Annotated in this window: 1 protein-coding gene (only partly in view); it reads right to left on the bottom strand. The window is 66.4% G+C overall.

What is annotated here, in order from left to right:
* A protein-coding gene (locus tag D5041_RS21605; protein WP_265285740.1) for a SwmB domain-containing protein crosses the window boundary here: on the bottom strand, positions 1-21,415 show its 3' portion. It continues 9,077 nt past the right edge of the window; 21,415 of the gene's 30,492 nt are visible here — the last part of the coding sequence; its start codon lies off the right edge, out of view — the gene reads right to left on this strand; it ends in the stop codon at positions 1-3.

Genomic DNA, 21,415 nt, shown 5'->3' on the forward strand with positions numbered 1-21,415 from the left:
TCAGATCCAGGACTCGTCCCGCACCACATCTGACGTCTGCCCGATGATGGACAGTTGCACTTGCGCTGCGGCGCCGGAGGCGCTAATGACGCCGTTGGCCCGGCCGTCGGTATCGAACTCCCCGCCATCGGTGATCGAGAAGTCCAGCCGCAGCCGCCCGCCTTCGTTCACCATCTTGCCGCCGTAAGGCGCGCTCGCCAGATTCACCCAGGTGCCGGTGCTGTCCTGCACCCAGTAACCGTTGGCGCCGATCTTCGGGTCCACATACAAGCTAAAGGCCTCTCTGCTGCCGGCAGTCTTGAGCGTGGCCTGGAAACGCGTCAGCGCGATCGGCGCCTCCAGCGTCTGGGGCGTCTGCGCGGGGAGCGCCTTTTGCTCCAGGCTGATGATGCGGGCAGTGCTGGCGAAATGGACCTTGCCCTCCTGGCTACCGACCACCAAGGTAATCGGGCTGCTGGCGTGGCTGCTCGTCGTCACGCTCAGGGAGGTGACTGCGGTCTGCATCCTGTCCTGGATGCCGTCTGCGTTGCCATCGCCGGTTGCAGCACCCGCGGGGCCGATCGCCCGATTTTCCTGGGCGTCGGACGCGGCGTCGTTGTCCACATTCGGTTCCCTGAAGTCTCTGGGTTCAGGTTCAGGTGCAGGTGCAGATGCAGGTGCAGATGAATGTGAAGGTGAAGATGCATATGCATATGCAACTCCGAGGTTGTCCACGGCCTGGTTCGTGAAGCTGGCCGCGTGGTTGCCTGCCGTGTCCTGTATCACCTCGTCGCCGGTCGTGGGCTTGGTGTAGCTCAGCTTGACCGTTTCGCTGCTGTTCACGCGGCGATTCAGCGTCAGCGTGACGGTCTTGCCCGATGCGACCACGCTGTCGACGCGGATGGCAGCATAGCCCGCACTACTCACCGCAAAGGCCGAGACGGCTACGGCTGCGGTCTTGGTAGCGAACAGGTTGGCCACATCAATGTAAGTCAGCACCAGTTTGTCGCCGCGGACCGTGGCGCTACCCAGCACCGGGGCCGTGACGTCCGGGACCAGATTGGCTACGGCCTGGTTCGTGAAGCTGGCCGCGTCGTTTCCGGCAGCGTCCTGTATCACCTCGTCCCCGGTCGGGGGCCGGGTGTAGCTCAGCGTGACCGTTTCGCCACCGGCCACGTCGCGGTCCAACACCAGGGTCACGGTCTTGCCCGATACGAACACCCCGCTGACGCTGATGGCCTCATTGCCCGCGCTGCTGACCACAAAGGCCGAGGCCGCTGCGGTCTTGACGGCATCCAGGTCCGACGCATCGGCGTAGGTCAACTCCAGCAGATCGCCGCGGACCGTGGCGTTGTTGCGGAGCACCGGGGCCATGGTGTCCCTGACCAAGTTGCTCACGGCCTGGTCCGTGAGACTGGCCGCGTCGTTGCCTGCCCTGTCCCGTATCCCCTCGTCGCCGGTCGCGGGCTTGGTGTAGCTCAGCTTGACCGTTTCGCCACCGTGCACGTAGCGGCTCAGCGTCAGCGTGACGGTCTTGCCCAACACGACCACCCCGCTGACGCTGATGGCCTCATTGCCCGCGCTGCTTACCGCAAAGGCCGAGGCGGCTACGAAATTGACCTCATTCAGATCAGTCACATCGGTGTAAGTCAGCACCAGTTGGAGGCCGTTGACCGTGGCGCTACCCAGCACCGGGGCCGTGGTGTCCCGGACCAGGTTGCGCACGGCCCGGTCCGTGAAGCTGGCCGCGTCGTTGCCGGCAGCGTCCTGTATCCCGTTCTCGCCGGTCGCGGGCCGGGTGTAGCTCAGCTGGAGCATCTCGCCGCCGGCCACCTCGCGGCTCAGTATCAGGTTCACGGTCTTGGTCTGGCCCGACACGATCACCTGGTTCACGCTAATGGCCTCATTGCCCGCGCTGCTGACCGCAAAGGCCGAGGCGGCTGCGGTCTTCCCGACATTCAGGTCGCCCACATCGGTGTAGGTCAGCACCAGCAGTCTGCTGTTGACCGTGGCGCTGGCGAGCACCGGGGCCGTGATGTCCGGGACCAGGTTGCTTACGGCCTGGTCCGTGAAGCTGGCCGCGTCGTTTCCGACAGCGTCCTGTATCACGTTGTCGCCGGTCGGGGGCCGGGTGTAGCTCAGCTTGAGCGTCTCGCCGCCGGCCACGCTGCGGCTCAGCGCCAGCGTCACGGTCTTGCCCGATACGGCCACGCTGCTGACGCTGATGGCCTCATTGCCCACACTGCTTACCGCAAAGGCCGAGGCGGCTACGATCTTCCCGGCATCGGTATCCAAGTTGCCCACGTCGGTGTAGGTCAGCACCAGCAGTCTGCCGTTGACCGTGGCGCTACCCAGCACCGGGGCCGTGGTGTCCGGGACCAGGTTGCTTACGGCCTGGTCCATGAAGCTGGCCGCGTCGTTGCCGGTCGCGTCCTGTATCACGTTGTCGCCGGTCGTGGGCCGGGTGTAGCTCAGCTTGACCGTCTCGCCGCCGGCCACGCTGCGGCTCAGCGTCAGCGTCACGGTCTTGTCCGATACGGCCACGCTGCTCACGCTGATGGCCGCATTGTCCACACTGCTGACCGCAAAGGCCGAGGCGGCTACGATCTTCCCGGCATCGGTATCCAGCTTGCCCACGTCGGTGTAGGTCAGCACCAGCCGTCTGCCGCTGACCGTGGCGCTGGCGAGCACCGGGGCCGTGGTGTCCCGGACCAGGTTGCTTACGGCCTGGTTCGTGAAGCTGGCCGCGTCGTTTCCGGCAGCGTCCTGTATCACGTTGTCGCCGGTCGGGGGCCGGGTGTAGCTCAGCTTGACCGTCTCGCCGCCGGCCACGGCGCGGCTCAGCGTCAGCGTGACGGTCTTGTCCGTGACGCTGACGTTGCTCACGCTGATGGCAGCATTGCCCACGCTGCTGACCGCAAAGGCCGAGGCGGCTGCGATCTTCCCGGCATCGGCATCCAGCTTGCCCGCGTCGGTGTAGGTCAGATCCAGTTTGTCGCCGCGGACCGTGGCGATGGCGAGCACCGGGGCCGTGGTGTCCCGGACCAGGTTGCTTACGGCCTGGTTCGTGAAGCTGGCCGCGTCGTTGCCGGCAGCGTCCTGTATCACGTTGTCGCCGGTCGGGGGCCGGGTGTAGCCCAGCTGGACCGTCTCGCCGCCGACCACGTCGCGGCTCAGCGTCAGCGTGACGGTCTTGCCCGATACGACCACTCTGTCCACGCTGATGGCCGCATTGCCCGCGCTGCTGACCGCAAAGGCCGAGGCGGCTACGGTCCTCACGGCATCCAGGTCCGTCGCGTCGGTGTAGCTCAGCACCAGTTGCTTGCCGCGGACCGTGGCGCTGTAGAGCACCGGGGCCATGGTGTCCCCGGCTCGGTTGTTGCTCACGGCCTGGTTCGTGAAACTGGCCGCGTCATTGCCGGCAGCGTCCTGTATCACCATATCGCCGGTCGCGGGCCGGGTGTAGCTCAGCGTGACCGCCTCGCCGCTGACCACATTGCGGCTGAGCAGCAGGGTCACGGTCTTGTCCGATACGAACACCCGGTCCACGCGAATGGCCGTATTGCCCGCGCTGCTCAGCACAAAGGCCGAGGCGGCTGCGGTATTCACGGCATCCAGGTTGCCCGCATCGATGTAGGTCAGCTTCAGCAGCTTGCCGTCGACCGTGGCGCTGCCCAGCACCGGGGCCGTGGTGTCCCGGATCTGAACGTCCCGGTCCCTGAAGCTGGCCGCGTCATTGCCGGCCACGTCCTGTATCACGTTCTCGCCGGTCGCCGGCCGGGTGTAGCTCAGCTTGAGCATCTCGCCGCCGGCCACATCGCGGCTCAGCGTCAGGATCACGGTCTTGCCCGATACGAGCACCCGGTTCACGCCAATGGCTGCATTGCCCACGCTGCTGACCGCAAAGGCCGAGGCGGCTGCGGTATTCACGGCATCCAGGTTGCCCGCATCGGTGTAGCTCAGCACCAGTTGGTTGCCGTTGACCGTGGCGCTGCCCAGCACCGGGGCCGTGATGTCCCGAACCTGAACGGCCTGGTCCGTGAAGCTGGCCGCGTCATTGCCGGCCGCGTCCTGTATCACGTTCTCACCGGTCGCGGGTTTGGTGTAGCTCAGCGTGGGCGTTTCGTCGCTGGCCACGTCGCGGCTCAGTTCCAGGGTCACGGTCTTGCCCAATACGAGCACGCTGTTCACGCGAATGGCCGCCTTGCCCGCGCTGCTGACCGCAAAGGCCGAAGCGGCTGCGGTATTCACGGCATCCAGATTTCCCACATCGGTGTAGATCAGCTCCAGCAGCCTGCCGTTGACCGTGGCGCTGCCCAGCACCGGGGCCGCGGTGTCCAGGACCTGAACGGCCTGGTCCGTGAAGCTGGCCGCTTCGTTGCCGGTCGCGTCCCGTATCACGTTCCCGCCGGTCTCGGGCCGGGTGTAGCTCAGCTTGAGTGTTTCGTCGCTGCTCACGTCGCGGCTCAGCGTCAGCGTCACGGTCTTGCCCGTGACGGCCACGCTGTTCACGCGAATGGCCATGTTGCCCGCGCTGCTGACCGCAAAGGCCGCGGCGGCTGCGGTATTCACGGCATCCAGGTTGCCCGCATCGGTATAGCGCAGCTCCAGCAGCCTGCCGTTGAGCGTGGCGCTGCCCAGCACCGGGGCCGTGGTGTCCGGGACCAGGTTGCTCACGGCCTGGTTCGTGAAGCTGGCCGCGTCGTTGCCGGCCACGTCCTGTATCACGTTCTCGCCAGTCGTGGGCCGGGTGTAGCTCAGCTTGAGCACTTCACCGCCGGCCACGCTGCGGCTCAGCGTCAGCGTCACGGTCTTGCCCGTGACGGCCACGCTATTCACGCGGATGCCCTCATTGCCCGCGCTGCTGACCGCAAAGGCCGAGGCGGCTGCGGTCTTCCCGGCACCGGCATCCAGGTTGCCCGCATCGGTGTAAGTCAGCACCAGTTCATCACCGTGGACCGTGGCGCTGCCCAGCACCGGGGCCGTGGTGTCCAGGACCCGATTGACCACGGCCTGGTCCGTGAAGCTGGCCGCGGCGTTGCCGGCAGCGTCCTGTATTGCGTTCTCGCCCGTCGCGGGCCGGGTGTAGCTCAGATTGAGCGTTTCGTCGCTGGCCACGGCGCGGCTCAGCGTCAGGGTCACGGTCTTGCCCGATACGAGCACGCTGTTCACACTGATGGCCGCATTGCCCGCGCTGCTTACTGCAAAGGCCGCGGCGGCTGCGGTCTTGGCGACATTCAGGTTGCCCACATCGATGTAGGTCAGCACCAGTTGGTCGCCATGGACCGTGGCGCTACCCAGCACCGGGGCCATTTTGTCCTCCACCTGGTTGTTCACGGCCTGGTCCGTGAAGCTGGCCGCGTCGTTGCCGGCAGCGTCCTGTATCACGTTCTCGCTGGTCGCGGGCCGGGTGTAGCTCAGCTTGAGCGTTTCGCTGCTGAGCACGGCGCGGCTCAGCGTCAGCGTGACGGTCTTGCCCGATACGATCACCCTGCTGACGCTAAGGGCCGCATTGCCCACACTGCTGACCACAAAGGCCGAGGCGGCTGCGGTCTTCTCGGCATCCAGATTACCCGCATCGATGTAGGTCAGCGCCAGTTCGATGCCTTGGACCACAGCGCTCCCCAGCACCGGGGCCGTGGTGTCCAGAACCAGGTTGCTCACGGCCTGGTTCTCGAAGCTGGCCGCGGGGTTGCCTACTGCGTCCTGTATCACGTTCTCGCCGGTCTCGGGCCGGGTGTAGCTCAGATCGAGCGCCTCGCCGCCAGCCACCTCGCGGCTCAGCGTCAGGGTCACGGTCTTGCCCGATACGAGCACGCTGTTCACGCTAATGGCCGCATTGCCCATGCTGCCCACCACAAAGGCCGAGGCAGCTGCGGTCGTCTCAGCATTCAGGTCAGCCGCGTCGGTGTAGGTCAGCACCAGCTGGTTGCCGCTGACCGTGGCGCGGTGGAACACCGGCGCCTCCCTGTCCCGGACTTGGTTGAGCACGGCCCGGTCCGTGAAGCTGGCCGCGTCGTTGCCGGCAGCGTCCTGTACCACGTTGTCGCCGGTCGCGGGCCGGGTGTAGCTCAGCTTGAGCGCCTCGCCGCCGGCCACCGCACGGCTCAGCGCCAGCGTCACGGTCTTGCCCGCGACGGTGACGCTGTTCACGCTGATGGCCGCATTGCCCGCGCTGCTTACCGCAAAGGCCGAGGAAGTTGCGGTCTTGAGAGCATCCAGGCCAGCCGCATCAATGTAGGTCAGCACCAGTACGTTGCCGTTGACCGTGGCGCTACCCAGCACCGGGGCCGTGGTGTCCGGGACCAGGTTGCTCACGGTCTGGCTCGTGAGATCGAGCGCGTCGTTGCCGGCAACGTCCTGGATCACGTTGTTGCCGGTCGTGGGCGTGGTGTAGCTCAGCTTGACCGTTTCGCCACCAGCCACGGTGCGGCTCAGGGTCAGGGTCACGGTCTTGCCCGATACGGCCACACTGTCCACGCGAATGGCCGCATTGCCCACGCTGCCCACCTCAAAAGCCGATGCAGCTGCGGTCTTGCGTGCATCCAGATTGCTCGCATCGGTATAGGTCAGCTCCAGCAGATTGCCGTTGACCGTGGCGCTGCTCAGCACCGGGGGCGTGGTGTCTCCTGGCGCGGGCGTGTTGTTCGTCACCGCCTGGCTGCTGAAGCTCACTGCGTCGTTGCCCGCAGCGTCCTGCACCACGGCGCCGGATTCGGGTTTGGTGTAGCTGACGGTCACGGTCTCCGTGTTGGCCACGGCGCGGCTCAGCGTCAGCGTCACGGTCTTGGTCGTGGCGTTCACCACGGCGCTGCTCACGGTGATGGCCGCCGTGCCTGCGGCGTTGTTCACCGCATAGCCGGCGTTGCCTGCGAGCGCTGCTCCGTCCAGGGTGTTGGCTTCCGTGTACGTGAGCACCAACTGGTTGCCGTTGACCGTGGCGGTGTTGATCTCCGGGGCCGTGGTGTCGATGGTGTAGGTGTGTGTGGTGAATGGATATCTCCCGTCTCCGTTCACGCCGCTCAGAGTGCCTCCTCCGCACCGCCTGCCTTCCTTATCGGTCACGTCTTCGATATACAGAAGGATGAGGTTGTCAGTCGAGTTGCCGGAATCCGGGGCCTTCAGGTCGAACTTCCAAGTGATGTTCCCGTCCGTGGTGCGCAGGTTCGACAACTCGCCCTTGTTGGTTATCACCTCATACGTTCCGGGCCCGACAGTCTTCAGGTCAGCAAGGGAGAAGGTAAGCGGGTCCACCGCTCTGGTGAAGACGATGGTGTAGGTGCAGGTCTCGTTAGCGGAAAGGACGAGGTCAGAGCATTCGACGCTGGCGATGGTGGTGAGGGTGTTGGGGTTGGGGATGGTGGCGCTGGATGTGTTGTTCGTCACCGCCCGGTCGCTGAAGCTCACTGCGTCGTTGCCCGCAGCGTCCTGCACCACGGCGCCGGATTCGGGCTTGGTGTAGCTGACGGTCACCGTCTCCGTTGCGGCCACGGCGCGGCTCAGTGTCAGCGTCACGGTCTTGCCCGATACCGCCACGCTGTTCACGCTGATGGCCGCATTGCCTGCGCTGCTGACCGCATAGGCCGAGGCGGCTGCGGTGTTCACGGCGTCCAGGTTGCTCTCGTCGGTGTAGGTCAGCGTCAGTTGGTTGCCGGTGACCTTGGGGCGATGGTCGCCGGTGGTGATCAGCTGCGGGGGCGTGGTGTCTGCTGCCGACGTGCCATGGGTCACGGCCTGGTTGCTGAAGCTCACTGCGTCGTTGCCGGCAGTGTCCTGCACCACGTTGTCGCCCGTGGGCTTGGTGTAGCTCACGGTCACGGTCTCCGCAGTGGCCACGGTGCGGCTCAGCGTCAGCGTCACGGTCTTGCCCGATACCGCCACGCTGTTCACGCTGATGGCCGCGTTGCCCGCGCTGCTGACCGCAAAGGCCGAGGCGGCCGCGGTGTTCGCGGCATCCAGGTTGCTCGCGTCGGTGTAGGTCAGCGTCAGTTGGTTGCCGGTGACCTTGGGACGCGAGTCGCCGGTGGTGATCAGCACCGGGGGCGTGGTGTCTGCTGCCGACGTGCCATGGGTCACGGCCTGGTTGCTGAAGCTCACTGCGTCGTTGCCGGCTGCGTCCTGTACCACGTTGTCGCCCGTGGGCTTGGTGTAGCTCACGGTCACGGTCTCCGCAGTGGCCACGGTGCGGCTCAGCGTCAGCGTCACGGTCTTGCCCGATACCGCCACGCTGTTCACGCTGATGGCCGCGTTGCCCGCGCTGCTGACCGCAAAGGCCGAGGCGGCTGCGGTGTTCACGGCGTCCAGGTTGCTCGCGTCGGTGTAGGTCAGCGTCAGTTGGTTGCCGGTGACCTTGGGACCCGAGTCGCCGGTGGTGATCAGCACCGGGGGCGTGGTGTCTGCTGCCGACGTGTTGTTCTGCACCACGGTGGCCGCAAAGCTGGCCGCGTCGTTGCCGGCGGCATCCTGTATGGCGTTGGCGTCGTTGCCGGTCGTGGGGTCAGCGTAGGCGACGGTGACCGTCTGGCCGGGGGTGACCGCCGTGCTCAGCTTGAGCGTGACGGTTTTGGCTTGGGCCTGGACGGTGACGTTGGTGACGGCGTTCGCGACGCCATTCACAAGCACCGTAAAGGCCCCGTTGGCCGGTGTGTGGGTCGCGTCCGCGTCCAGGTTGCCCGTGTCGCTAAAGCTGAGCACCAGCTGGTCGCCAGTGACCTTGGGACGCGAGTCGCCGGTGGTGATCAGCGCCGGGGGCGTGGTGTCTGCTGCCGTGGTGCCATGGGTCACGGCCTGGTTGCTGAAGCTCACTGCGTCGTTGCCGGCTGCGTCCTGTATCACGTTGTCGCCCGTGGGCTTGGTGTAGCTCACGGTCACGGTCTCCGCAGTGGCCACGGCGCGGCTCAGCGTCAGCGTCACGGTCTTGCCCGATACCGCCACGCTGTTCACGCTGATGGCCGCATTGCCTGCGCTGCTGACCGCAAAGGCCGAGGTGGCTGCGGTGTTCGCGGGATCCAGGTTGCTCGCGTCGGTGTAGGTCAGCGTCAGTTGGTTGCCGGTGACCTTGGGGCGATGGTCGCCGGTGGTGATCAGCACCGGGGGCGTGGTGTCTGCTGCCGACGTGTTGTTCTGCACCACGGTGGCCGCAAAGCTGGCCGCGTCGTTGCCGGCGGCATCCTGTATGGCGTTGGCGTCGTTGCCGGTCGTGGGGTCAGCGTAGGCGACGGTGACCGTCTGGCCGGGGGTGACCGCCGTGCTCAGCTTGAGCGTGACGGTTTTGGCTTGGGCCTGGACGGTGACGTTGGTGACGGCGTTCGCGACGCCATTCACAAGCACCGTAAAGGCCCCGTTGGCCGGTGTGTGGGTCGCGTCCGCGTCCAGGTTGCCCGTGTCGCTAAAGCTGAGCACCAGCTGGTCGCCAGTGACCTTGGGACGCGAGTCGCCGGTGGTGATCAGCGCCGGGGGCGTGGTGTCTGCTGCCGACGTGCCATGGGTCACGGCCTGGTTGCTGAAGCTCACTGCGTCGTTGCCGGCTGCGTCCTGTATCACGTTGTCGCCCGTGGGCTTGGTGTAGCTCAGGGTCACGGTCTCCGCAGTGGCCACGGCGCGGCTCAGCGTCAGCGTCACGGTCTTGCCCGATACGGCCACACTGTTCACGCTGATGGCCGCATTGCCTGCGCTGCTGACCGCATAGGCCGAGGCGGCGGCGGTGTTCGCGGGATCCAGGTTGCTCGCGTCGGTGTAGGTCAGCGTCAGTTGGTTGCCGGTGACCTTGGGGCGATGGTCGCCGGTGGTGATCAGCTGCGGGGGCGTGGTGTCTGCTGCCGACGTGCCATGGGTCACGGCCTGGTCGCTGAAGCTCACTGCGTCGTTGCCGGCTGCGTCCTGTATCACGTTGTCGCCCGTGGGCTTGGTGTAGCTCACGGTCACGGTCTCCGCATTGGTCACGGCGCGGCTCAGCGTCAGCGTCACGGTCTTGCCCGATACCGCCACGCTGTTCACGCTGATGGCCGCATTGCCTGCGCTGCTGACCGCAAAGGCCGAGGTGGCTGCGGTGTTCACGGCATCCAGGTTGCTCGCGTCGGTGTAGGTCAGCGTCAGTTGGTTGCCGGTGACCTTGGGGCGATGGTCGCCGGTGGTGATCAGCACCGGGGGCGTGGTGTCTGCTGCCGACGTGTTGTTCTGCACCACGGTGGCCGCAAAGCTGGCCGCGTCGTTGCCGGCGGCATCCTGTATGGCGTTGGCGTCGTTGCCGGTCGTGGGGTCAGCGTAGGCGACGGTGACCGTCTGGCCGGGGGTGACCGCCGTGCTCAGCTTGAGCGTGACGGTTTTGGCTTGGGCCTGGACGGTGACGTTGGTGACGGCGTTCGCGACGCCATTCACAAGCACCGTAAAGGCCCCGTTGGCCGGTGTGTGGGTCGCGTCCGCGTCCAGGTTGCCCGTGTCGCTAAAGCTGAGCACCAGCTGGTCGCCAGTGACCTTGGGACGCGAGTCGCCGGTGGTGATCAGCGCCGGGGGCGTGGTGTCTGCTGCCGTGGTGCCATGGGTCACGGCCTGGTTGCTGAAGCTCACTGCGTCGTTGCCGGCTGCGTCCTGTATCACGTTGTCGCCCGTGGGCTTGGTGTAGCTCACGGTCACGGTCTCCGCAGTGGCCACGGCGCGGCTCAGCGTCAGCGTCACGGTCTTGCCCGATACCGCCACGCTGTTCACGCTGATGGCCGCATTGCCTGCGCTGCTGACCGCAAAGGCCGAGGTGGCTGCGGTGTTCGCGGGATCCAGGTTGCTCGCGTCGGTGTAGGTCAGCGTCAGTTGGTTGCCGGTGACCTTGGGGCGATGGTCGCCGGTGGTAATCAGCTGCGGGGCCGTGGTGTCCGACGTCCGGGTGTCCACGGTGTAGGTGGCGCTGGCGGCGGTGCTGGTACCGGCGCTGCCAGCGTTGTTTGTCACACCGGAGAGGTTCACACGGATGGTGTTCGCCTGGGCATTGACGTTGGCCGTTGGCGTGAAGGTGGCTGTCCAGACCTTGTTGTCGGTGTCGGCCGTGAGCGCGCCCAGCGTGCCGTTGGCGTCGGTGAGCACGACGTCGCTGGCGTCAAAGCCGGTGACGGACTCGCTGAAGGTGAAGGTGACGGTGGTGGTTTCGCCCGCGGTGAGCGCGGTGTCCGCCAGGGTGATCGTGGCAGTGGGTGGACCGAAGTCAAGGACGTAGGGGCTTTGATTCAAATACCGCGTGACCCCCGTATTGCCCGCGAGGTCGGTGACGTTGCTCAGCTGGATGCCGAGGATGCCGGGCCCTGATGTGCCGGAAGCCGGGGCAGTGAGCGTGAACGTCCAGGTAATACCGTCGTCGGTGGTGCGCAGGTTGGACAAGGTGCCTTTTCCGGGCGCAGGGCTCAGTTTGTTCAGGGTGAAACTGTCCCGATTGAGCTTTTCGGAAAAGGTGATGGTGGCGGTGGTCGATTCGCCGGCGCTGAGCTTGGACTTGGCGAAGGTGAGGGAGACCACGGTGGGCCGCTTGGTATCCACGGAGTAGTTGGTGCTGGCGGCGCTGCCGGTCCCGGCCCTGCCTGCGGCGTTGGTCACGCCAGCCAGGTTCACGCTGATGGTGTTGCTGCTGTCCTCGACGTTGTTCGCGGGCGTGAAGGTGGCCGTCCAGGTTTTGCCGTCGGCGTTGGCCGTGAGTGCGCCCAACGTGCCGTTGGCGTCGGTGAGCACGACGTCGCTGGCGTCAAAGCCGGTGACGGGCTCGCTGAAGCTGAAGGTGACGGTGGTGGTCTCGCCCGCGGTGAGCGCGGTGTCCGCCAGGGTGATCGTGGCGGTGGTGTTGGCAAGCGGACTGTTGTTGGTCACCGCCTGCTCGCTGAAGCTCACTGCGTCGTTGCCCGCAGCGTCCTGCACCACGGCGCCGGATGCGGGTTTGGTGTAGCTGACTTTGACCGTCTCAGCCCGGGTCACGGCGCGGCTCAGCGTGAGCGTGACGGTCTTGTTCGTCGCATGCACCACGGCGCCGCTCACGGTAATGGCTGTGCCCGTGGTGCTGCTCACCGTAAAGCCTGCGTTGCCCGCGAGCGCTGCCGCGTCCAGGGTGTTGGCTTCGGTGTAGCTGATCACCAACTGGTCGCCGGTGACCGCGGCGCTGCTGAACACCGGGGGCGTGGTGTCTGCTGCTGCGGAGGTGTTGTTCGTCACCGCCCGGTTGCTGAAGTTCACCGCGTCGTTGCCCGCAGCGTCCTGCACCACGGCGCCGGATGCGGGCTTGGTGTAGCTGACGGTCACCGTCTCAGTCGGGGTCACGGCGCGGCTCAGCGTGAGCGTCACGGTCTTGGCCGTGGCGTTTACCACGGCGCCGGTGACGGTGATGGCCGTTGCGCCTGCGGCGGTGTTCACCGTAAAGCCTGCGTTGCCCGCGAGCGCTGCCGCGTCCAGGGTGCCCGCTTCGGTGTACGTGAGCACCAGTTGGTCGCCGGTGACCACCGCGCGGCTGAACTCCGGGGGTGTGGTGTCTGCTGGCGCAGGCGTGCCATGGGTCGCGATCATTCCGTCGAAGTTCGCCGCATGGTTGCCGGCAGCGTCCTGCACCACGGCGCCGGTCGCGGGCTTGGTGTAGCTGACTCTCACCACCTCCACGCTGGTCACGGCGCGACTCAGCGTCAGCGTGATGGTCTTGGCCGCCCCGCTCACCACGGCGCCGCTCACGGTGATCGCCGTGCCCGTGCGGCTGCTCACCGTAAAGCCTGCGTTGCCCGTGAGCGCTGCCGCGTCCAGGCTGTTGGCTTCGATGTACGTGAGCACCAGCTGGTCGCCGTTGACCACGGCGCTGCCGAACTCCGGGGGCGTGGTGTCTGCTGGCGCTGGCGTGGTTGGCGTGTTGTTGGTGACAGCCCGGTCGCTGAAGTTCGCTGCGTCATTGCCCGCAGCGTCCTGCACTACGGCGCCGGATTCGGGCTTGGTGTAGCTGACGGTCACCGTCTCCGTGTTGGTCACGGCGCGGCTCAGCGTCAGCGTCACGGTCTTGGCCGTGGCGTTCACCAAGGCGCCGGTGACGGTGATGGCACTGCCACCAACGCTGAGGACCGTAAAGCCCGCGTTGCCCGTGAGCGCGGCATCGCTCAGATTGCTTTCGTCGGTGTAGGTCACCACCACCTGGTTGCCGTTGGCCGTGGCGCTGCTGAACTCCGGGGGCGTGGTGTCTGCTGCCGGCGTGTCGTTGCGCACCGCGGTGGCCGCAAAGCTGGTCGCGTCGTTGCCTGCGGCGTCCTGTATGGCGTTGGCGTCATTGCCGGTCGTGGGGTCGGCGTAGGCGACGGTGACCGTCTGGCCGCGGGTGACCGCCGTGCTCAGCGTGAGCGTGACGGTTTTGGCTTGGGCCTGGACGCTGACGTTGGTGACGGCGTTCGCGACGCCGTTGACAAGCACCGTAAAGGCCCCATTGGCCGGTGTGTGGCTCGCGTCCGCGTCCAGGTTGCCCGTGTCCTCAAAGCTGAGCACCAGTGTGCTTGCGTTGACCTTGGGTGCTTTCGCTCCCTCGGTGATGAACGCCGGGGCCGTGGTGTCTGCTACGGGCGGCGTGCTGTTCGTCACCGCCCTGTCGCTGAAGCTCACTGCGTCGTTGCCCGCTGCGTCCTGTATCACGTTGTTGCCGTCCGTGGGCTTGGTGTAGCTCACGGTCACGGTCTCCGCGCTGGTCACGGCGCGGCTCAGCGTCAGCGTCACGGTCTTGGCCGATACGGCCACACTGCTCACGCTGATGGCCGCATTGCCTGCGCTGCTGACCACATAGGCCGAGGCGGCTGCGGTGTTCACGACATCCAGGTTGCTCGCGTCGGTGTAGGTCAGCGTCAGTTGGTTGCCGTTGACCGTGGTGGTTTCGATCACCGGGGGCGTGGTGTCTGCTGGCGCCGGCGTGTTGTTGGTCACCGCAGTGGCTGCAAAGCTGGCCACGTCGTTGCCGGCAATGTCCTGGATGGCGTTGGCGTCGTTGCCGGTCGTGGGGTCGGCGTAGGCGACGGTGACCGTCTGGCCGCTGGTGACCGCCGTGCTCAGCTTGAGCGTGACGGTCTTGGCTTGTCCATCGATGGTGACGATGGTGACGGCGTTCGCGACGCCGTTGACAAGCACCGTAAAGGCTCCGCTCTCCGGCTTGCGGCCCGCATCCGCGTCCAGGTTGCCCGTGTCGCTAAAGCTGAGCACCAGTTGGTTGCCAGTGACCTGGGGACGCGAGTCGCCGGTGGTGATCAGTTCCGGGGGCGCGGTGTCTACTGGCGCAGGCGTGTTGTTGGTCACGGCCCTGTCGCTGAAGCTCACTGCGTCGTTGCCCGCCGCGTCCTGCACCACGTTGTTGCCGCCCGTGGGCTTGGTGTAGCTCACGGTCACGGTCTCCGCGCTGGTCACGGCGCGGCTCAGCGTCAGCGTCACGGTCTTGGCCGATACGGCCACACTGCGCACGCTGATGGCCGCATTGCCTGCGCTGCTGACCGCATAGGCCGAGGCGGCTGCGGTGTTCACGACATCCAGGTTGCTCGCGTCGGTGTAGGTCAGCGTCAGTTGGTTGCCGTTGACCGTGGTGGTTTCGATCACCGGGGGCGTGGTGTCTGCTGGCGCCGGCGTGTTGTTGGTCACCGCAGTGGCTGCAAAGCTGGCCACGTCGTTGCCGGCAATGTCCTGGATGGCGTTGGCGTCGTTGCCGGTCGTGGGGTCGGCGTAGGCGACGGTGACCGTCTGGCCGCTGGTGACCGCCGTGCTCAGCGTGAGCGTGACGGTCTTGGCTTGTCCATCGATGGTGACGATGGTGACGGCGTTCGCGACGCCGTTGACAAGCACCGTAAAGGCCCCGTGGATCAATTCGGTCAGACCCGCGTCCAGGTCGCTGACGTCGTCAAAGCTGAGTACCAGTTGGTCGCCGTTGACCCTGGGGCGCGTCGTGTCGTCGCTGGTGATCAGCTGCGGGGCCGTGGTGTCTGCCGGCGCGGGGGTGTTGTTCGTCACGGCCTGGCTGCTGAAGCTCGCTGCGTCGTTGCCCGCAGCGTCCTGCACCACGGCGCCGGATTCGGGCTTGGTGTAGCTGACGCTCACCGTCTCCGTTGCGGCCACAGCGCGGCTCAGTGTCAGCGTCACGGTCTTGGCCGTGGCGCTTACCACGGCGCTGCTCACGGTGATGGCCGTTGCGCCAGCGGCGGTTTTCACCGTAAAGCCTGCGTTGCCCGCGAGCGCTGCCCCGTCCAGGGTGTTGGCTTCGGTGTAGCTGATCACCAACTGGTCGCCGTTGACCGTGGCGCTGCTGAACTCCGGGGGCGTGGTGTCTCCGTTGGTGGAGTCTCCGGTGCTGGGGCCTCCGGTGGTGTTTACGGTGTAGTTGGTGCTGCTGACTCGACCCGCGCCGGCGTTGCCAGCGGCGCCGGTCACCCCGGCGAGGCTTACGGTGATGACATTCACCGGGGCGTTGACGTTGGCCGTGGGCGTGAAGGCGACCGTCCAGACCGTGCTCTCGGCGTTGGCCACGGGCGCGCTCAGCGTGCCGTTGGTGCACACGATGTCGCTGATGTCAAAGCCGTTGACGGGCTGGTTGAAGGTGAAGGTGACGGTGGTGGCCTCGCCCCTGGTGAGCGCGTTGTCGGCCAACGTGATCTCGACGCCGAGCGCGGATGGGGCTGGCGTGTTGTTCGTCACCGCCTGGTCGCTGAAGTTCACCGCGTCGTTGCCCGCTGCGTCCTGCACCACGGCGCCGGATTCGGGTTGGGTGTAGCTGACGTTCACCGTCTCCGCGCTGGTCACGGCGCGGCTCAGTGTCAGCGTGATGGTCTTGGCCGCCCCGTTCACCACGGCGCCGGTGACGGTGATCGCCGTGCCCGTGGTGCTGCTGACCGTAAAGCCGGCGTTGCCCGCGAGCGCTGCCTCGTCCAGGGTGCCCGCTTCGGTGTACGTGAGCACCAGTTGGTTGCCGGTGACCACGGCGCTGCTGAACTCCGGGGGCGTGGTGTCTGCTGGCGTGTTGTTGGTCACCGCGGTGGCCGCAAAGCTGGCCGCGTCTTGGCCGTAAATGTCCTGTATTGCGTGGGTGTCGTCGTAGGCCGGTCTGGGGTCGGCGTAGGCAACGCTCACCGACTGGCCCCGGGTGACCGCCGTGGCCAGCGTCAGCGTCACGGTCTTGGCCTCGGCATTCACGGCGACGTCGCGGACGGCCCGGGCGGTGCCATCGACGAGCACCGCAAAAGCCTCATTGGCCGGCTTGTTGGTCGCGTCCAGGTTGTTGTTGTCCCGGAAACTGAGCGTCAGCTGGTCGCCGTTGACCCTGGGGCGCGTCGTGTCGCCGCTGGTGATCAGCTGCGGGGGCCTGGCGTCCAGGTCCGTGCGCACCACCGTGGTCGGGAAACTGAGCAGGCGGTTGCCGGCTGCGTCCTGTATGGCACTCTCGTCGGTGGGCGTGCTGTCCCGGTAGGAGACGGTCACGGTCTGACCCTGCAGCACGGCGGTGCTCAGTTGCAGGGTCAGCCTTTTTTCGCCTCCATACTGTTTGACCGTGGCGGCGACGGCTTGGCCATCGACGAGCACCGTGAAATCGCTGCCGCTCGGTCTGTGGGCAGTGAGACTCTGGGTCAGGTTGCTCGCGGCGTAGAACCGGAGGTACAGGTCATGTCCGTTGACTCTGGGGGCATAGAGACCGGTGGTGATCAACTCCGGGGGGGTGTTGTTCGTCACCACCCGGCTGCTGAAGTCCACTGCGTCGTTGCCCGCAGCGTCCTGCACCACGGCGCCGGATTCGGGTTGGGTGTAGCTGACGCTCAGCGTCTCATCCGGGGCCACGGCGCGGCTCAGTGTCAGCGTGACGGTCTTGGCCACCCCGTTCACCACGGCGCTGCCCACGGTGATGGCCGCCATGCCTGCAGCATCGGTGTTCACCGTAAAGCCGGCGCTGCCCGCGAGCGCTGCCGCGTCCAGGGTATTGGCTTCCGTGTACGTGAGCACCAGTTGGTTGCCGTTGACCGTGGCGGTGTTGATTACCGGGGCCGTGGTGTCTGCCGGCGCTGGCGTGTTGTTGACCACCGCGGTGGCCGCAAAGCTGGCCGCGTCGTTGCCGGCAGCGTCCTGTATGGCGTTGGCGTCGTTGTCGGTCGTGGGGTCGGCGTAGGCGACGGTGACCGTCTGGCCGTGGGTGACCGCCGTGCTCAGCGTGAGCGTGACGGTCTTGGCTTGTCCATCGATGGTGACGATGGTGATGGCGTTCGCGACGCCGTTGACAAGCACCGTAAAGGCCCCGTGGATCGATTCGATCAGACCCGCGTCCAGGTCGCTGACGTCGTCAAAGCTGAGTACCAGTTGGTCGCCGTTGACCCTGGGGCGCGTCGTGTCGTCGCTGGTGATCAGCTGCGGGGCCGTGGTGTCTGCCGGCGCGGGGGTGTTGTTCGTCACGGCCTGGTTGCTGAAGCTCACTGCGTCGTTGCCCGCAGCGTCCTGCACCACGGCGCCGGATTCGGGCTTGGTGTAGCTGACGGTCACGGTCTCCGTGCTGGTCACGGCGCGGCTCAGTGTCAGCGTGATGGTCTTGTCCGCCCCGTTCACCACGGCGCTGCTCACGGTGATTGCCGTGTCCGTGCTGCTGCTGCTGACCGTAAAGCCGGCGTTGCCCGCGAGCTCGGCTCCGTCCAGGCTGTTCGCTTCGGTGTAGCTGATCATCAACTGGTCGCCGTTGACCGTGGCGCGGCTGAACTCCGGGGGTGTGGTGTCTGCTGGCGCGGGGGTGTTGTTCGTCACCGCGGTGGCCGCAAAGCTGGTCGCGTCGTTGCCGGCAGCGTCCTGTATGGCGTTGGCGTCGTTGTCGGTCGTGGGGTCGGCGTAGGCCACGGTGACCGTCTGGCCGTGGGTGACCGCCGTGCTCAGCGTGAGCGTGACGGTCTTGGCTTGTCCATCGATGGTGACGATGGTGACGGCGTTCGCGACGCCGTTGACAAGCACCGTAAAGGCCCCGTGGATCGATTCGATCAGACCCGCGTCCAGGTCGCTGACGTCGTCAAAGCTGAGTACCAGTTGGTCGCCGTTGACCCTGGGGCGCGTCGTGTCGTCGCTGGTGATCAGCTGCGGGGCCGTGGTGTCTGCCGGCGCGGGGGTGTTGTTCGTCACGGCCTGGTTGCTGAAGCTCACTGCGTCGTTGCCTGCGGCGTCCTGCACCACGGCGCCGGATTCGGGTGGGGTGTAGCTGACCCTCACCGTCTCACTGCTGGTCACGGCGCGGCTCAGCGTCAGCGTGATGGTCTTGTCCGCCCCGTTCACCACGGCGCTGCTCACGGTGATCGCCGTGTCCGTGCTGCTGCTCACCGTAAAGCCGGCGTTGCCCGCGAGCTCGGCTCCGTCCAGGCTGTTCGCTTCGGTGTAGGTGAGCACCAGCTGGTCGCCGTTGACTGCGGCGCTGCTGAACTCCGGGGGTGTGGTGTCTGCTGGCGCGGGCGTGTTGTTGGTCACGGCCTGGTCGCTGAAGTTCGCTGCGTCGTTGCGGGCAGCGTCCTGGACCACGGCGCCGGTCGCGGGCTTGGTGTAGCTGACGCTCACCGTCTCCGCGCGGGCCACGGCGCGGCTCAGTGTCAGCGTGACGGTCTTGGCCGTGGCGTCTACCACGGCGCTGCTCACGGTGATGGCCGCCGTGCCTGCGGCGGTGTTCACCGCATAGCCTGCGTTGCCCGCGAGCGTCACCGCGTTCAGGCTGTTGGTGTCGGTGTAGCTGATCACCAGTTGGTTGCCGGTGACCGCGGCGCTGGTGAACACCGGGGGCGTGGTGTCTCCCGGCGCGGGCGTGATGTTGGTCACGGTCATGATATCGAAGTTGGCCGCGTGGTTGCCCGCCACGTCCTGCACCACATTGCCGGATGCGAGCCCGGATACGAGCCTGGAGTAGCTGACGGTCACCCGCGCACCGTGGTACACGGGACGTTCTGTGAGTGCCAGCGTCACGGTCTTGGCCGCCCCATTCACCACGACGCTCTGGACGGTGAACTCTCCTGCAATTCTCGCTGGCGCGCCGTTGACGTAGTCTTCGCGGTATACCGAAAAGCCTCCCGAGCCCGATATCGCTACGTCGGCCAAGCTGTTCTGTTCGGTGTAACTGATCACCAGCTTGTCGCCGTTGACCGTGGCGCTGCTGAATACCGGGGGCGTGGTGTCTGCTCCCGCGGGCGTGTTGTTGGTCACCGCCCTTTCGCTGAAGTTTGCTGCGTCGTTGCCCGCAGCGTCCTGCACCACGGCGCCGGATTCGGGTTTGGTGTAGCTGACGCTGACCGTCTCCGCGCGGGCCACGACGCGGTCCAGTGTCAGCGTCACGGTCTTGGCCGTGGCGTTCACCACGGCGCTGCACACGCGGATGGCCGCCGTGTCTGCGGCGGTGTTGACCGTAAAGCCGGCGTTCTGCTCGAGTGCTGCCCCGTCCAGGTTGTTGGCTTCCGTGTACGTGAGCACCAACTGGTTGCCGTTGACCGTGGCGCTGCTGAACACCGGGGCCACGGTATCTGCTACGGGTCCGGTAGTGTTCACGCTGTAGTTGGGGCCGTTGACTCTACCCTCGCCGGCGTTGCCAACGGCGTTGGTTACCCCGGCGAGGTTTACGTGGATGACATTCGACGGGGCGTTGACGTCGGCCGTGGGCGTGAAGGTGGCCGTCCAGACCGTGCGCGTGGCGTTGGCCGTGGGCGTGCTCAGCGTGCCGCTACCGCACGAGATGTCGCTGGTGTCAAAGCCGTTGACGGGCTGGTTGAAGGTGAAGGTGACGGTGGTGGTCTCGCCCGTGGTGAGTGCGTTGTCGGCCAGCGTGATCTCGACGCCGAGCGCGGCTGGCGTGTTGTTCGTCACCGCCCTTTCGCTGAAGTTCGCTGCGTCGTTGCGGGCAGCGTCCTGGACCACGGCGCCGGTCACGGGCTTGGTGTAGCTGACGCTCACCGTCTCCGCGCGGGCCACGGCGCGGCTCAGTGTCAGCGTCACGGTCTTGGCCGTGGCGTTTACCACGGCGCTGCTCACGGTGATGGCCGCCGTGCCTGCGGCGGTGTTCACCGCATAGCCTGCGTTGCCCGCGAGCGTCACCGCGTTCAGGCTGTTGGTGTCGGTGTAGCTGATCACCAGTTGGTTGCCGGTGACCGTAGCGCTGCTGAACACCGGGGGCGTGGTGTCTCCCGGCGCGGGCGTGATGTTGGTCGCGGTCATGACATCGAAGTTGGCCGCGTGGTTGCCCGCCACGTCCTGCACCACATTGCCGGATCCGGGCTTGGCGTAGCTGACGCTTATCCGCTCACCGTAGTACACGGGAACCTGTTCGAGTGTCAGCGTCACGGTATTGGCCGCCCCGTTCACCACGGCGCTCTGGATGTGGTAGCGATACATTGCCTCGCCGTTGCTGTTGTGGATGTATATCGTGAAGCCTCCAGTGCCCGACAGCGCTACGTCGGCCAAGCTGTTCTGTTCGGTGTAACTGATCACCAGCTTGTCGCCGTTGACCGTGGCGCTGCTGAATACCGGGGGCGTGGTGTCTGCTCCCGCGGGCGTGTTGTTGGTCACCGCCCTTTCGCTGAAGTTTGCTGCGTCGTTGCCCGCAGCGTCCTGCACCACGGCGCCGGATTCGGGTTTGGTGTAGCTGACGCTGACCGTCTCCGCGCGGGCCACGACGCGGTCCAGTGTCAGCGTCACGGTCTTGGCCGTGGCGTTCACCACGGCGCTGCACACGCGGATGGCCGCCGTGCCTGCGGCGGTGTTCACCGTAAAGCCGGCGTTCTGCTCGAGTGCTGCCGCGTCCAAGGTGCCCGCTTCGGTGTATGTGAGCACCAGCTGGTTGCCGGTGACCACGGCGGTGTTGATCTCCGGGGGCGTGGTGTCTGCTCCGGGTGTGGTGGCTGGCGTGTTGTTGGTCACCGCGGTGGCCGCGAAGCTGGCCGCGTCGTTGCCGGCAGTGTCCTGGATGGCGTTGGTGTCGTTGCCGGTCGTGGGGTCGGTGTAGGCGACGGTGACCGTCTGGCCATGGGTGACCGCCGTGCTCAGCGTGAGCGTGACGGTCTTGGCTTGGGCCTGGACGGTGACGTTGGTGACGGCGTTTGCGACGCCGTTGACAAGCACCGTAAAGGCCCCGTTCGCCGGCTTGTGGACCGGGTCCGCTTCCAGGTTGCTCGTGTCGCTAAAGCTGAGTACCAACTGGTCGCCGGTGACCGCGGCGCTGCTGAACACCGGGGGCGTGGTGTCTGCTGTTGGCGCTGGCGTGTTGTTGGTCACCGCGGTAGCAGCAAAGCTGGCCGCGTCGTTGCCGGCATAGTCCTGGATTGCGTTGGTGTCGTTGCCGGTCGTGGGGTCGGTGTAGGCGACGGTGACCGACTGGCCATGGGTGACCGCCGTGCTCAGCGTGAGCGTGACGGTCTTGGCTCGCGACTGGACAGTGACGGTGGTGACGGCGTTCGCGACGCCGTTGACAAGCACCGTAAAG

Origin of the sequence: Verminephrobacter aporrectodeae subsp. tuberculatae, assembly GCF_026127385.1 — a bacterium.
Classification (GTDB): domain Bacteria; phylum Pseudomonadota; class Gammaproteobacteria; order Burkholderiales; family Burkholderiaceae_C; genus Acidovorax; species Acidovorax aporrectodeae.